The sequence below is a fragment of the Pollutimonas subterranea genome (assembly GCF_002849655.1).
GTDB classification, from domain to species: Bacteria; Pseudomonadota; Gammaproteobacteria; order Burkholderiales; family Burkholderiaceae_B; genus Pollutimonas; species Pollutimonas subterranea.
On sequence record NZ_PDNW01000019.1, the window covers coordinates 62,434 to 77,109 of the forward strand.

General features: G+C 58.1%; 11 protein-coding genes and 3 tRNA genes. 12 read left to right on the forward strand and 2 right to left on the reverse strand.

Annotated elements, in window-relative coordinates; translation table 11 throughout:
• Positions 1-37 precede the first annotated feature (37 nt).
• The 6 genes from secF (at position 38) to lnt (ending at position 7,630) form a co-directional block, all read left to right on the forward strand.
• Positions 38-973, forward strand: coding sequence for a protein translocase subunit SecF (gene secF, locus CR159_RS17900; RefSeq protein WP_102075329.1), 936 nt, complete (start codon positions 38-40; stop codon positions 971-973).
• A gap of 1,033 nt (positions 974-2,006) precedes the next feature.
• Positions 2,007-3,521, forward strand: a complete 1,515-nt coding sequence (gene miaB / locus CR159_RS17910) for a tRNA (N6-isopentenyl adenosine(37)-C2)-methylthiotransferase MiaB (RefSeq protein WP_233208388.1) — start codon at positions 2,007-2,009, stop codon at positions 3,519-3,521.
• Positions 3,518-4,531: a PhoH family protein gene (locus tag CR159_RS17915; RefSeq protein WP_102075331.1), complete on the forward strand. Its 1,014-nt coding sequence runs from the start codon at positions 3,518-3,520 to the stop codon at positions 4,529-4,531. The genes miaB and CR159_RS17915 overlap by 4 nt, the downstream gene beginning before the upstream one ends.
• The gene (gene ybeY / locus CR159_RS17920; RefSeq protein WP_102075332.1) at positions 4,521-5,033 is read left to right on the forward strand and encodes an rRNA maturation RNase YbeY; all 513 of its coding nucleotides are present in this window, start codon (positions 4,521-4,523) and stop codon (positions 5,031-5,033) included. Before CR159_RS17915 ends, ybeY begins: the two co-directional genes overlap by 11 nt.
• Positions 5,034-5,097: 64 nt before the next feature.
• The gene (locus tag CR159_RS17925) at positions 5,098-5,985 is read left to right on the forward strand and encodes a CorC family transporter (RefSeq protein WP_102075333.1); all 888 of its coding nucleotides are present in this window, start codon (positions 5,098-5,100) and stop codon (positions 5,983-5,985) included.
• A 4-nt stretch (positions 5,986-5,989) separates the two neighbouring features.
• Positions 5,990-7,630 carry an apolipoprotein N-acyltransferase gene (lnt, locus tag CR159_RS17930; RefSeq protein ID WP_102075334.1) on the forward strand — a complete coding sequence of 547 codons (1,641 nt, stop codon included), beginning with the start codon at positions 5,990-5,992 and terminating at the stop codon, positions 7,628-7,630.
• Here the strand turns inward: lnt and CR159_RS17935 are convergent.
• Positions 7,602-10,484: an EAL domain-containing protein gene (locus CR159_RS17935; RefSeq protein WP_158238559.1), complete on the reverse strand. Its 2,883-nt coding sequence runs from the start codon at positions 10,482-10,484 to the stop codon at positions 7,602-7,604. The two genes, lnt and CR159_RS17935, sit on opposite strands and share 29 nt — an antisense overlap.
• Positions 10,485-10,686: 202 nt before the next feature.
• Between CR159_RS17935 and CR159_RS17940 the strand changes: the two genes are divergently transcribed.
• The 3 genes from CR159_RS17940 to CR159_RS17950 all read left to right on the forward strand — a co-directional run bounded on the left by CR159_RS17940 (position 10,687) and on the right by CR159_RS17950 (position 11,026).
• Positions 10,687-10,762 (forward strand) — tRNA-Ala (locus tag CR159_RS17940).
• Between the two features lie 76 nt (positions 10,763-10,838).
• Positions 10,839-10,914, forward strand: a tRNA-Glu gene (locus tag CR159_RS17945).
• A 35-nt stretch (positions 10,915-10,949) separates the two neighbouring features.
• Positions 10,950-11,026, forward strand: a tRNA-Asp gene (locus CR159_RS17950).
• Between the two features lie 171 nt (positions 11,027-11,197).
• Here the strand turns inward: CR159_RS17950 and CR159_RS17955 are convergent.
• Positions 11,198-11,815: an OmpW/AlkL family protein gene (locus CR159_RS17955; RefSeq protein ID WP_102075336.1), complete on the reverse strand. Its 618-nt coding sequence runs from the start codon at positions 11,813-11,815 to the stop codon at positions 11,198-11,200.
• 280 nt (positions 11,816-12,095) lie between these two features.
• On the opposite strand from CR159_RS17955, the gene CR159_RS17960 reads away from it, so the two are divergent.
• The 3 genes from CR159_RS17960 to CR159_RS17970 all read left to right on the forward strand — a co-directional run bounded on the left by CR159_RS17960 (position 12,096) and on the right by CR159_RS17970 (position 14,522).
• Complete coding sequence (locus CR159_RS17960; RefSeq protein ID WP_158238560.1) at positions 12,096-12,470, forward strand: DUF3293 domain-containing protein; 375 nt, start codon at positions 12,096-12,098, stop codon at positions 12,468-12,470.
• A 281-nt stretch (positions 12,471-12,751) separates the two neighbouring features.
• Positions 12,752-13,660: a biotin synthase BioB gene (gene bioB / locus CR159_RS17965; protein ID WP_439650575.1), complete on the forward strand. Its 909-nt coding sequence runs from the start codon at positions 12,752-12,754 to the stop codon at positions 13,658-13,660.
• Between the two features lie 13 nt (positions 13,661-13,673).
• Complete coding sequence (locus tag CR159_RS17970) at positions 13,674-14,522, forward strand: DMT family transporter (RefSeq protein ID WP_102075339.1); 849 nt, start codon at positions 13,674-13,676, stop codon at positions 14,520-14,522.
• Positions 14,523-14,676: the final 154 nt, after the last annotated feature.

Here is a 14,676-nt window from a genome sequence, read left to right on the forward strand (position 1 = left end):
AGCGCCGCCCATCTACCCACTCAGGCAAGAAAAGAACATGGAATTTTTCCGCATCCACCGCACCATTCCGTTTATGCGCCACGCGCTGGTGCTTAACCTGATCAGTCTTCTCACGTTTGTCGCCGCCGTCTTTTTCATTGCCACCCGCGGCTTTCATTTGTCGATCGAGTTCACCGGCGGCACCGTCATGGAAGCCCACTACGCGCAAACAGCGCAAGTGGAAGAAATCCGCAGCGCTGTCAATTCGCTGGGATATACCGATTTCCAGGTGCAGAATTTCGGCACGTCGCAAGATGTCCTGATCCGGCTACCCCTGCGCGCCGGTGAAACCTCAAGCAGCCAAAGCGAGACAGTATTCGGTGCACTCAAAGCGCAGCATCCCGATGTGGAGCTGCGCCGCGTTGAGTTCGTCGGTCCTCAAGTGGGACAGGAACTGGTGCACAATGGCCTGATGGCACTGCTAAGCGTGGTCATCGGGATCATGCTTTACCTGGGGTTCCGATTCGAATGGAAATTTGCCGTAGCGGGCGTATTGGCCAACTTGCACGACGTGGTGATCATTCTCGGCTTCTTCGCGTTCTTCCAGTGGGAGTTCTCACTGCCCGTGTTGGCGGGCGTGCTTGCGGTCCTGGGCTACTCGGTGAACGAGTCGGTGGTGATCATGGATCGGATCCGGGAAAATTTCCGCAAGCAGCGTAAGGCGTCGGTGACTGAAGTCATCAACAGTGCGATTACGCAGACGATTTCCCGCACGGTGATTACTCACGGTTCTACGCAAATGATGGTGCTGGCCATGCTGTTCTTCGGCGGACCATCGCTGCACTATTTCGCGCTGGCACTGACCATCGGTATCTGGTTCGGCATTTATTCCTCGGTGTTCGTTGCGGCAGCAATCGCGATGTGGCTGGGCGTGACGCGCGAAGACATGGTCAAGGCGCCCAAGAAGGACGACCCGAGCGCTGAGTTAGGTTAGGTTGGTGTTGGCCTTCGGCCAACGGGGTTATGCTGCCGATGGGTCGATTTTCGATTTATCGGCAGTTTTCGTTTGGGCTTGAGGGTCTTTAGAACTGCGGGTTTTTCTTTTGAATTTCGGTTCGTTTTTTTGATGCTAGGCCCGTTCTTTTGAACTGCGGTCGTTCTTTTGAAGCGATGTCCTTTCTTTTGACGTGTGTCAGGGTGTGGGCCAACGCTTTTTGCTCCTCGTTGCCGGTTCGGCGCCTGCGCGCCGAACACCGCTCGCCTCGCTCGTCCGTCCCCTTCGGGACTCCCTTCGCGTCCGGCCCGCTCGGCCCCGAAAGTCGCCAAAAGCGTTGCCCCACACCCTGCCCCACTGCTAACAGGAATGCATGAGATCGCCGGGACGGTCGGGGGTCTCACCATTAGACGAGTGTCGTCCGATCCGATCCAGTCCAGTCCGGTGCAGGTCAGTGCAGGCCAGGGCCAGCGCAAGCGGTTCAGGTCCGGACATTTCACACAGTCTCGATTCCACCATTGCTCTTCAAGTACCCGTGGCAATACTTGCTCCAATGCTGAAGTGGCCCGGCAGGCGGGCCATCTCAGCGGGCGCAATAGGTGTTTCAGGCCGGAGAGGTTATTCGCAAGAAGGCCAAGGACGGTTCCCGTCCCAGACATCAGCGGTGCATATCTGATGCAGCCGTTGGGGTGGCGCTGCGGTGGCTGGGACGTTCGGGGCCCTCCAGCGAGCCGGACGCGAAGGGAGCCCGTATGGGCGGACAAGCGAGGCGACGCTGGTTCGGCGCGCAGGGCGCCGAATCGGGCCACGCGTCCTGGCCACCGCAGCGCCACCCCGGCGGCGTCAATAGCATGAGCAGTGCGGACGAAGAGCAGGTGGCTTCAATCGGCAGCGATGGCCGAAAGAACGCTCGAATCCCTGGTGCCGTCCCAAAAACCAGCAGATTGCAAAATCAAAGCCAAAACGTCCAGTAAAGGTACAATCTAGGGTTTAAATTTCAGCCCCCGGGATCTACACCCGTCACGGCACTATCATGCAAGAAACCACCATCAAGCGCGTTACTTCCGTAACGGCAAAAACTCCAGCTGCCTCGACGCAGTTCCTGACCCCTACCGAGCCTACCTTCGTCTCCGGCCAGTTCCTGATTCCCACGGAACCTGAAGCTTCCGAAGACGTTGCCGTTGCGCCAACCGCAACCCGTAAGCTCTTCATCCGTACCTTCGGCTGCCAGATGAACGAATATGATTCGGACAAAATGGTGGACGTGTTGCATGAAGACCAGAGCGTGGAGATCACCCAAAATGTCGAAGAAGCGGACATTATCCTGTTCAACACCTGTTCGGTGCGCGAGAAAGCGCAAGAAAAGGTCTTCTCCGACCTCGGGCGGGTGCAGCACCTGAAACAGCTGAATCCCAATCTGGTCATTGGCGTAGGCGGATGCGTGGCCAGCCAGGAAGGCGAGGCCATCGTCAAGCGGGCGCCGTATGTGGACATCGTGTTCGGCCCGCAAACACTGCACCGCCTTCCAGAACTTATTGCCAAGCGTCGTGTATCGGGCCGTTCGCAGGTCGATATCAGCTTTCCGGAGATCGAAAAATTCGATGCCATGCCACCGGCGCGCGTAGACGGCCCGACGGCGTTTGTGTCCATCATGGAAGGCTGCAGCAAGTATTGCAGTTTTTGTGTCGTGCCCTACACCCGCGGCGCCGAGGTCTCCCGGCCATTCGATGATGTATTGGTCGAAGTCGCCGACCTCGCCGACCAAGGTGTAAAAGAAGTGACCTTGCTGGGCCAGAATGTGAATGCGTACCGCGGCCCCATGAACGAAGGGGCAAGCATTGCCGACTTCGCGATGCTGCTCGAGTATGTACACGAGATTCCGGGTATCGAGCGCATACGCTATACGACGTCGCATCCCAAGGAAATGACGACACGGCTGATCGAAGCACATGGCAACCTGCCCAAGCTGGTTCCGTTCCTGCATCTGCCCGTGCAAGCGGGAAGCGACCAGATTTTGTCGGCCATGAAACGCGGCTATACCACCCTGGAATTCAAATCCATCGTTCGTCGACTGCGCGCCGCGCGACCGGGCTTGACGCTATCCTCTGACTTTATCGTCGGCTTTCCTGGTGAAACCGAGGCCGACTTCGAGAAGACCATGTCGCTGATCCGTGATGTTGGATTCGACCAGTCTTTTTCTTTCGTCTATTCACGTCGACCAGGCACTCCCGCAGCCGATCTGCATGACGACACCTCCAAGGAAACCAAGCTTGAGCGGCTGTACCGCTTGCAGGCCCTGATCAATGAACAGGCTGCGCAAATCAGTGCTTCCATGGTGGGCTCGGTCCAACGCATACTGGTCGAGAAGCCATCCAAACGCGACCCCAATGAACTATCCGGGCGCACCGAAAACAACCGCATTGTCAATTTCGTCGGACAGCCTCGCCTTATCGGGCAAATGGTGGACGTGCGTATCGTGCAAACCATGGCCAACACCCTCAAGGGAGAAATCATCACGACGGCTCCGCAGGAGCAAGGACAAGCATGACTCGAGCCGCACGCAGCAAGGGGCCGGTAACCGTCTGGCTGGATGGCGACAACACGCATCTGGCCAATTTGTGCGGGCCCCTGGACGAAAACTTGCGCCAGATTGCCGATGGCTGGAATGTCGTACTGAACCGTCGCGGCGACCGCGTCTCGATAACGGGCGACCAGGCCAAGGCGGCGGGCAAGGCACTCGAATGGTTCCACCAGCGCGCCGTTCACAAAGCATTGTCGATCGACGATATCCAGCTGGGCATGGTCGAACTCGGTGCCGGGCTTCCCCAGGGCACCGCCGAGGCCGTTGCAGCGCCAGCAGCCGTGCCGGAGCCCGCCTCGCCCGAGGACCGCAGCCTGAGCCTGCGCACGCGCAAATCGGACCTGCGTCCGCGAACGCCCCGCCAACGTGAATACCTGAATCAGATCCTGCAGCACGACATCACGTTCGGCATAGGTCCAGCCGGCACCGGCAAGACCTGGCTCGCCGTCGCCTGCGCCATTGACGCCCTCGAGCGCGAGACGGTACAGCGCCTGGTGCTTACCCGGCCGGCCGTGGAGGCCGGTGAACGATTGGGTTTTTTGCCAGGCGACCTGGTACAAAAAGTCGACCCATATTTGCGCCCCTTGTATGACGCCTTGTACGATCTTATGGGTTACGAGCGTGTGCAACGGCTGTTCGAAAAGCAAACGATAGAAATTGCCCCATTGGCCTATATGCGTGGTCGTACGCTGAACCATGCCTTCGTCATCCTCGATGAAGCCCAGAACACGACGCCCGAACAAATGAAAATGTTCCTCACGCGCATCGGATTCGGCAGCAAGGCGGTCATCAATGGCGATCCGTCGCAAGTCGACCTGCCGCGCGGTCAACTCAGCGGGTTGGCCAATGCCGTCGAAGTACTGGAATCGGTTCAAGGCATTGCCACTACGCGCTTTACCAGCCGCGACGTCGTTCGGCACCCCCTGGTCGCGCGTATCGTAGATGCCTACGAAAAGGCCGGCAACGATGTCGCCTGACCCGCAGCTGTCGCTTGCCATCCAATATGGTACGCAGGCCCCTGAGCTGCCGCGCTGGCGGCTGCGGCGCTGGGTCCGGCAAGCCGTCAATGGCGTGGCGCATGACCTTGATGACAGGAATGCGTCCCGCAGCACGGGCGGCTCGCCGCAATCCTTCACATCGTCGGTTCTCACCTTGCGCCTGGTGGATCTGGATGAAGGCCGGACACTGAATCGCGATTACCGCGACCGCGACTATGCCACGAATGTCCTCACCTTCGAGTATGGCGTCGATCCCTCCGGAACCGCCAGCGGCGATATCGTGCTGTGCGTGCCCGTACTGCACCGTGAGGCCGCCGAACAAGGCAAGGAATTGCTCAGCCACGCGGCGCACCTGACCGTGCACGGCGTACTTCATGCCCTGGGCTATGACCACATCGTAGCGGCCGACGCCGAAGAAATGGAAGCCCTGGAAGTTGAGATTCTTGGCAGGATGGGCATATCCAACCCTTACCGGCCATAAGGCCTTACGCCTCGAACCACAATTTCGGTTATGCTAAACCTCCGTATAACCAGTCCCTTGGACAATGTCAGAACCTAGCTCACCCGACGCCGAACCCCGACCGGCTAAAACCCCATCAAAATCCCTGTTTGGACGCCTTACTGCGTTCATGAGGCCCTCCGAGCCCGAAGACCGCGACGATATCAAGACTTTGCTTGAGGCGGCTCACGACCGGCACGTGCTCGATGGCGAATCCTACGCAATGATTTCCGGGGCCCTTGAAGTCGCCAACCAGACGGTTGCAGACATCATGGTCCCCCGATCTAAAATGGATATGCTGGACGTCAGCAAGCCGCTGGCTGAGGTCCTTCCCGACATCATCGAAACGGGGCACTCACGCTTCCCCGTCTACGAAGATGACCGCGACAACATTGTCGGCATCCTGTTGGCCAAAGACCTGCTGTTGTCCATCACCAACCCGGCCATCGACTTGCGCCCACTGGTGCGCCCTGCGGTTTTCGTTCCGGAAACCAAGCGGCTCAATGTATTGCTGCACGACTTCCGCAGCAGCCGCAATCACCTGGCTATCGTGGTGGACGAACACGGGGGCACATCCGGTCTTGTCACCATGGAAGACGTGCTGGAACAGATCGTCGGCGAGATCGAAGACGAGTACGACGAAGATGCCGAGAAAACCATATTCCAGACCGGCACCAATAGCTGGCGCGCCATGGGCATAACGGAAATATCGGTGTTCAACCGCAGTTTCAATACCGACTTGCCGCACGATGACTATGACACGCTGGGCGGTTGGCTGGCAGCCGAACTCGGACGCATACCGCGACGCGGCGACAGCATCAGCCACCAGGGCCTCAATATTACCGTCGTGGGCGCCGACGCCAAGCGGGCCTTGTGGCTGCATATCCAGCTCGACAACCCCGATCCCGTCGCGCCTTCCAACTCCAACGAGTAAGCATTTGAATTTTCTACAACGTTTCGGCCGGCAATATGCCGGGCTGCTGCTTCTTGGCGCCATCCATGCCCTGTCATTCGCGCCCGGCCCGCTGCCTGCGTGGTCGCTGCCCTTCGTACAGATATTCACCCTGGCCTTCCTGGCGTACCGCGTATTCAAGTCCGCGACGCCGGGCCAGGCGGCCATCAGCGGATTCATGTTCGGGCTTGCCAACTTCGCCCTGGGCTTCTATTGGCTGTATATCAGCATGCACGAATACGGCGGGATGGCCGCCGGGCTGGCAGGCGCAGCCGTACTGCTGCTTGCGGCGGCCGAGGCGTTATTCATTGCGGCCGCTGCGGCACTGGCACGCTGGCTTTCGGGTCGGCATCTGCTTGCGGCATCCGGCTACGCATGGCAACTATTAATCGCCGCCGTTTGGGCGTCCAGCTGGACGCTCGCGGAATGGCTGCGCGGTACGCTGTTTACCGGCTTTCCCTGGCTCAATGTCGGCTATGCCCACGTTGAAGGCGTACTGGCTGGCTGGGCGCCGCTACTGGGCGTCTATGGGCTGGCATGGTTTGCGTCCTTCGCGTCGGCCGCCATCGCCTTGCTCACCTGCGCCAAGGACACCAGTAATGATGCCCGGGCCGCCGTTGGCGTGGGTTGCGCGATCATCGTAGGACTGCTGGGTATTGCCTTGGGCCATATCGCCTGGGCGCGTCCACACGGAACGCCGATTATCGTGCGCTTGGTGCAGGGCGGCGTTCCACAGTCCGAAAAGTTCGATCCCGAGCTTATTCAGCGCGGCCTTGATACCTATATGCAGCTGGCCATGCTCCCCCCCAAGGAAGCCGATGGAGCACCACAGCTGATCGTGCTCCCGGAAACCGTGGTACCGCTATTCCAGGACCGGGTTGCACCTTCCCTATGGCAGCAATGGCTCGATATTTCCCGGGAGCGCAATGCCCGGATACTCATGGGTGTACCGTTGCATGACCAGCAGGACGGCCAGAACCGCTACACGAACAGCGCCATCAGTTTTGACGCGCAGACTCCCTTGGATACCTTGCTGGCCGGCAATCCGCAGATGCGCTATGACAAGCATCACCTGGTTCCCTTTGGCGAGTTCGTTCCACCGGGTTTCCGCTGGTTTGTCGATACGATGCAGATTCCCCTCGGCGACTTCAATCGCGGCGCCGTCCGCCAAGCGCTGTTCCCGATTGAAGGTCAAATGATTTCGCCGGACATCTGCTATGAGGACGTCTTCGGAGAAGAAATCATCCAGACAGTGCGTGACAGCGACACCCTGGGTCCCGGTGCCACGATACTGGTCAATATGAGCAACCTGGGGTGGTTCGGTGACTCATGGGCCTTGCGTCAGCATTTGCAGATTTCGCGCATGCGCGCCATGGAGACGGCACGCCCAATGCTGCGCGCCACGAACACGGGCATGACGGCGGCCATCGATTCCAACGGCGCGGTCCGCGCGGCCCTGCTGCCTATGGTCCCGGGTGTCCTGGACGTGGAGGTCCAGGGTATGTCGGGCTTTACGCCCTATGTGCGCTGGGGCAACGTGCCGGTCCTGGCCTGGATCGGCCTGATTCTGTTGCTGGGTCTTTTATTGCGCAGGCGTGCTACTCCGACGAAGCCAGAAACGCCGTGAATTCCTCGGCGGCCAAAGGCGGCGAAAACAAATAACCTTGCCCGTAGTCACAGCCGGCCCGTAACAGCAGGTCGCGCTGCGCTTCGGTTTCGACCCCCTCGGCAATGACCTTAAGGCCCAACCTGTGGGCCATTACGATAATGGCTTCGCACAAGGCCATGTCGTCGGTGTCGGGCCCCAGGTTGCTGACAAATGACTGGTCGATTTTTATATAGTCGATGTCGAACTTCTTCAGATACGAAAGCGAGGAATACCCCGTTCCGAAATCGTCCAGCGCAACTTGTATGCCGGCGTCGCGGAAAGCGAGCAGCTTGTTGCGCACATCGACATTGGCGTCCATCAGCAACCTTTCGGTGATCTCCACGACGACGCTATGGCCCGGCAAATTCAGTTGCTGCAGGTGTGTCAGCCATTCGTCATGGTCCAGGCCCTCGGCCATAAACTGTACCGGCGACACGTTTACGCTGATCTGGAAATCGTGGTGATGCGCCGTTCGCCACAGTGCAGATTGCCGGGTGGCCTGGCGAAACACCCAATCACCCATGCCGACTATGATCCCTGAGTCTTCGGCAACGGGGATGAATGCCGCAGGACTTATCATGCCCATCGTCGGATGCGTCCAACGTATCAGGGCCTCGGCCTTATGGACCCTTCCGGTAGCCAGCTCGACAACCGGCTGGTAATGCAGCACGAATTGCTGCTGGTCACGCGCCACGATAAGATCGCGCAGTATCTGGCGCCGCCCATGGGCGTCTTGTTGCATGATAGGCGTGAAATAGCAGTACTGGTTCCGGCCGTTTCCTTTGGCTGCATACATGGCCAGGTCGGCATTTTGCAACAACACCTCTGCATCGCTGCCGTCCTGGGGGTACAAGGTCACGCCCATGCTCGTGGAGATAGACGCGGCCTCCTCGCCCAATTCGTACGGCTGGGCGAGTTCGTGCAAAACTTGCTCGCACACATGGTTCACGACATCGGTGTCGGTGATTCCACCTATTATCATGGTGAATTCATCACCGCCCAAGCGCGCGACGGTATCCGTGGAACGTACGCATGCGCTCATTCGCTTCGCAACCTGCTTCAGAAGCTCATCGCCCATGCTGTGGCCCAGCGTATCGTTGACGTCCTTGAAAAAATCCAGGTCCAGGAACACCAGGGCCATGGATTGGCCGCTACGCTTGGATCGAGTGATGGCACGCTCCAGCCGATTCTGAAACAACTGGCGATTCGGCAGGCCGGTCAAATGATCGTAATTGGCCTGACGCCAGATGAAGGCGTCGGACTGTTTTCTTTGGGTGATATCCGAAAAGAGACCTACACGGCAGCGAATCGAGCCATCGTCGTTATACGACGTGTTGACGGTTAGCCGCTCTGCGTACTCTTCTCCGTTCTTGCGCCGGTTCCAGATGTCGCCTTGCCACTTGCCGGTGGTTTGCAATGAGTTCCACATTGCCTCATAAAACGTTTTGTCGTGGCGCCCGGAGCTGAGCAGGCTAAGCTTGGATCCGATGACCTCTTCGGCGCTATAACCCGTGATGGCGGAAAATGCGGGATTGACGTTACTGATCACGCCCTCGGGATCAGTAACGACCATCGCCTCGCTGCTGTTCTGGTATACGACTGCCGCCACACGCGCCGATGCCTCGATTTCCTTACGCGCAGTCACATCAAGGGCAATGCCCATGGTCACCTGTTCGCCGTCGAGCTCCATGCGCGACCCAAAAATTTCTAGATTGATGATAGTCCCGTCCTTGCGCCGCCCGCGCGGTTCCACAAAGACCCGATCGACATGCTTTTCCAGGTGCGTAGAGGTGCTTTCCTTGACCTTCTGCCGGTCTTCCTCAACGAAAATGTCGTAGGCGCCCAGGCGAACAAGCATTTCTTCGCGGTCATAGCAAAACATTTGCGCCATTGTGCTGTTGATGTAACGGAACCGGTCATTTTGGACGATATACACGCCGACCATAGTGTTCTCTGCGACCCCCCGGAACATCGCTTCAGCCTGGCTCAGGCTATGCCTGTCACGTTCGATATGATCGACCAGCTGCGCGATGCGCCAGGCCGAGTCGTTGAACGCCAACGCCAGGCGACCGATTTCATCGGATGAACGATACGCAACGCGCGTAGCGTAATTGCCCATGGACAGCTCGTGGCAATGGCGTGATAGTTCACGCAAAGGCTTGATCATTTGCCTGCGCGCGGCTCCGAATGCCGCCAGAAGCATCAGACCGTCAAGCAGCAACAAGCCGTACATGTTCAGCAGCGCCTGGCTTTGGGCCTGTTCGTTTTCGATCAGGATGGAACCAATCAGCGCCTCGGTATTCCCTAGCAGGCGCGCGGCGCCATCTGAAACGCGCTGCCTCAACGCAAGGCTCTCGAGGCCGGTTCTGGCCGGGCGCCCTTCGCTTGACGCTGTCAGAGCAAGGAAGGCGCCGATATTGGCGCGATACGCTTCCCATTGGTCTTGCACCGCGCCGAGCGGCGCTGCATGAACCATACCAAGCCGTACGATATCGTGGCCGAATGCGGTGCCGCCCTCGCCCAACGCGAGCAAGGCGACGTCGAACTCCGCCAGGCTGCGTTCAATGTCGCCAAGGCTCGACCGTTTCTTGGTTTCACTGTCCAACGTTGCGAACGCAATCCTCTGGCTGAGCATGCGCAGCTTACCCGCCACATTTACAGTGGCTGCCACGCCGTTGAAGTCACGCAGCAGTTCACGCACCATGACGACATTGGTGCCGGCAAGGATCAATACACAAACGAAAATCCCGCCGATCTTCTGGCCGATGCTGATTCCTGGAACAGGACGCCTGCCAAAAAGAGATCTATCAGGTCGCAAAATGTCAGGAATCATGGAAAAAAACCAAAAGATGAGCGGGCACCATGCAAACGATCTTTGCAATCTCTGCACGTACAATGGCGGACTGTATAATGATCCATGAATCGCTTGTCGGCCAAATTGATCCAGATCAATCAAAATAGCGAAACAACAGCCTGACTTGCACGCTTCAAAAATATAGTGCATAATCTCGCTTCTTCGTTGGACAAGCCAGTACGGGGGTATAGCTCAGCTGGGAGAGCGCTTGCATGGCATGCAAGAGGTCAGCGGTTCGATCCCGCTTACCTCCACCAGTCTTAACGAAGAAAGTTGTAGAAACAGCAGCACACGCGCTTTTTATATGCTATACTGCGCAGCTTGTTTTGTCCGGTCCCCATCGTCTAGAGGCCTAGGACACCACCCTTTCACGGTGGGTACAGGGGTTCGAATCCCCTTGGGGACGCCAGGTTTTTTTATCTGGTATCAGTAGTACACCGCTGCGGAGCGGTAGTTCAGTTGGTTAGAATACCGGCCTGTCACGCCGGGGGTCGCGGGTTCGAGTCCCGTCCGCTCCGCCAAAGAATTTAAAGCCTTGTCATCGAAAGATGACAAGGCTTTTGTCTTTTCAGGTCGATCCGTTTCATTGCCAAAATAGAAGGATCAAGCCTGCCGAGCCGCTTCCACTATGACCAATTTTCCCAGCTTATCCCGAGCGTTCCCGGCCGGAATAAGCTGCGAGACGACTTGAATTAGAAGCGATAGCCGACGCCGACTGTAGCGACCCACGGATCAATCCGGGCCGAGCCGATATGCTGCCCATTCAGCTTCACCTTCGAAGAGATGTCGATATAACGTACATCGGCATTCAGGAACCAGCGCTCATCCAGCTTGACATCGACGCCCACTTGAGCGGCCACACCCCAGGAATCGCCCAGGCTCAGGTCGCCCAGCGAACTCTTGGTGCTGAAGAAGGTGGTGTAGTTGAGGCCTACGCCCACATAGGGCTGGATCCGAGCTTCGGGCAGGAAATGCCATTGCAGGCTGAGCGTGGGCGGAAGATGCTTGGTGGAACCGATGTTGCCCAGGCCTTTGGCGCCGATGTCGTGCTTGAATGGAAAGGCGCCCAGCAGTTCGACGCCTATGTTCCGGGTGGCCATGTAGGTAAGGCTCACACTGGGGCGAGTGCTGCTGCCGATGTCCAGCTGCACATTGCCCAATACATCGCCGTTATCGGACTTGGGCTTGATGTGAGTAACACCGGCTTTCAGCAGCCAATCCCCAGCCTCGTGCGCTGCCGCCGGCGCGGCGGCAATGGGGCCAAAGCTAACCAAACAAGCCAGGACGGCATGGCGTAAACGTAGCTGCATTCTATATTCTCCATTCTTGACGAAGGTGTAGGTAAAAACCCATTGTCAAAGAAGCACTGCTGAAGAATTTTGATACATATCAAGAGCCAGGACAGCTGCGGGCGCAATGTATGTTGCTTTTGACACAGATCAAGCGAGTCGGCGCCTCACAACGCCACGACGTCGGCCCGCGGATTGCTGCGGACGAGCTACCCGTCTATGCTGTTTTCCATCTTACTTTCCGGGGCAAAATATCATTTCCAATAGACTGCTTACCGCTTTCGAGAACGCCCGCTACGTCGTGTTCGCGCCTGATGAGGCCTTGGTCCTTCGCATCGGCCAGCACAGCCCTGCCCTGGAGCGTCTGCTCCTGACGTACGGAGTCACGACCGCCGCGATTCTCACCGCCTATAACCCGCGGGCGCGTACCGTAAGCGACGAGGCCAATCGTGGTGCCCAAGCCCAGCTTCAGCGCAAGATGGATGAACTGGGCTTGCTTTGGCTTGAGGGCGAGAATCGGGCAGAGAGCGACGCTGGCCCATGTGAGCCAACAGTCGTTGCCCTGGGCATAGCGCGAGAGCAGTCCGAGCGACTGGCACAAGGACTGGGACAGCTCGCATTTGTCTATGTGGACGCTTCTGGCCAGCCAGATCTGGTATGGGTGCACCCCTATTAACAATTAGCTACACCTTCGATAGATGCAAACTTTGCCCGGGCTTGCATGGCATACAGGTGTCGATCGCCACAAATATAGGAAGCTAGCACACAGTTAGCGATATATTAGCGACAGTTAGCGTAAATCATGCCTTGCTGCCGTTCGGCGGTGAGACTACCATTCCGGCTTCGCTAATCACTCACCCGTTCAGCATGACATCCAACCCTTCCGACACCTTCGCCACCCCGGAGTGCGATTCCGACAGGGCTTGGACAGTCCAGGAAATTCTTGATCTATACGAAATGCCGCTCATGGACCTGCTCTTCCAGGCTCAGGAAGCGCACCGCAAACATCACGAACCCAATAGAGTCCAGTTATCCAGCTTGCTGTCCATCAAGACCGGAGGCTGCCCCGAAGATTGTTCATATTGTCCGCAATCCGCCCGGTACGACACAGCGCTTGAAAGCGATGCGCTCATGCCGCTGAACCAGGTGATTGAGGCGGCGCGCGCCGCCAAGGAAGGCGGAGCACAGCGATTCTGCATGGGCGCGGCGTGGCGCTCACCCACGGCCCGACAACTGGATTCCGTGATCGAGATGGTCGAAGCCGTGAAAGCCATGGGCCTGGAGACCTGCGTCACCCTCGGCATGCTTAAGGACGGTCAGGCCCAGCTGCTGCGCAACGCCGGCCTGGACTATTACAACCACAACCTGGACACATCGCCGGAGTTCTACGGCACCATTATTTCCACGCGTACTTACCAGGACCGCCTTGATACCTTGGACCGCGTACGGTCTGCCGGTATCAACGTGTGCTGCGGCGGCATAATCGGATTGGGCGAATCGCGCCGGGAACGGGCAGGCCTGATCGCACAATTGGCCAACATGAAGCCCTACCCCGAATCCGTACCGGTGAACAACCTGGTCAATGTTGCCGGCACTCCACTTGAGGATACGCCGGCCGTGGATCCTTTCGAGTTCGTACGTACGATTGCCGCGGCACGCCTCACCATGCCCCGCGCTGTCGTGCGACTGTCCGCGGGACGCGATGCAATGAGCGATACGATGCAGGCCCTCTGCTTCATGGCGGGTGCCAATTCCATTTTCTATGGCGACATGTTGCTGACCACCGGCAATCCACAATGGCTGCAGGATCAAAATCTGTTCCAGCGCCTGGGCCTGCGTGCTGCTGGCGCGACCCTTCCATACTGAGCCGGATCGCGCCATGTATACATTGATTATCAGTATTGCCTGCAGCGTTGCTGTGTCGGTCTTGTTGAAGCTGGCACGCCGCCATAATCTTCAAATCGATCAGGCCATTGCCGTCAACTACGTGGTTGCCGCCAGCCTGTGCCTGCTCATTTTCCGGCCCAGTCCGGCATCCCTGCTGAGCCCCACCACGCCCTGGTGGATACTGGCAACGCTGGGGGTGCTGTTGCCCACGATTTTCCTGGCCATGGCAGGCGCAGTACGCCATGCCGGAATCGTGCTCAGCGACGCCGCGCAGCGCCTTTCCCTTTTCATTCCATTGATCGCCGCCTTTGTGTTGTTTGGCGAGGCGGTATCCACGGGCAAGCTTGCCGGCATCTCGCTTGCCCTGATCGCCCTGGCTTGCCTGCTATTTCGCCAGAACGCACAAACGAGCTCCGGGGAAACCGGCAAGACGATCTCCCTACTACTTGCCGTATGGGTCGGATACGGCACCATAGACATTCTGTTCAAGCAGCTGGCCAAGAGCGGTGCCGCATTTTCGAGCAGCCTGTTTGTTGCCTTTGGCCTGGCCGGCATACTGATTTTCCTTTACCTGCTGGCCAGGCGCACGGTATGGAAACGCCGTAATCTCGTCGCCGGGCTTGTGCTGGGCATGCTTAATTTCGGCAATATCTATTTTTATATCCGCGCGCACCAGGTCTTTCCGCAAAACCCAACCCTAGTATTCTCCGCAATGAATATCGGCGTGATTTCATTGGGCACGCTCGTGGGCGCCGGCCTGTTCAAGGAAAAGCTGTCATGGATCAACGTGCTGGGCATCGTACTGGCCGTCGCGGCTATCGTCGCCCTTATTCCGAAATAAATCGTAGTTCGCGACAACCCCTAGGATGAATGGTACTTACTTAGCGCCCGAGAAGTTGAGGTCGTACGGCCAAGTGACTGATTAAACAGGAGGGCGGGCCGTCCCAAGGCTTGGTAGGATGGGAGTTCTCACACAACCGTCCATCTCGCCAAAG

Bases quoted from the DNA above. Each gene is read 5' to 3' on its own strand.
- secF (WP_102075329.1), top strand. From the start codon at position 38: ATGGAATTTTTCCGCATCCACCGCACCATTCCGTTTATGCGCCACGCG.
- CR159_RS17925 (WP_102075333.1), top strand. From the start codon at position 5,098: ATGTCAGAACCTAGCTCACCCGACGCCGAACCCCGACCGGCTAAAACC.
- CR159_RS17955 (WP_102075336.1), bottom strand. From the start codon at position 11,815: ATGCAGCTACGTTTACGCCATGCCGTCCTGGCTTGTTTGGTTAGCTTT.
- ybeY (WP_102075332.1), top strand. From the start codon at position 4,521: ATGTCGCCTGACCCGCAGCTGTCGCTTGCCATCCAATATGGTACGCAG.
- bioB (WP_439650575.1), top strand. From the start codon at position 12,752: ATGCCGCTCATGGACCTGCTCTTCCAGGCTCAGGAAGCGCACCGCAAA.
- CR159_RS17935 (WP_158238559.1), bottom strand. From the start codon at position 10,484: ATGATTCCTGACATTTTGCGACCTGATAGATCTCTTTTTGGCAGGCGT.
- miaB (WP_233208388.1), top strand. From the start codon at position 2,007: ATGCAAGAAACCACCATCAAGCGCGTTACTTCCGTAACGGCAAAAACT.
- CR159_RS17915 (WP_102075331.1), top strand. From the start codon at position 3,518: ATGACTCGAGCCGCACGCAGCAAGGGGCCGGTAACCGTCTGGCTGGAT.
- CR159_RS17970 (WP_102075339.1), top strand. From the start codon at position 13,674: ATGTATACATTGATTATCAGTATTGCCTGCAGCGTTGCTGTGTCGGTC.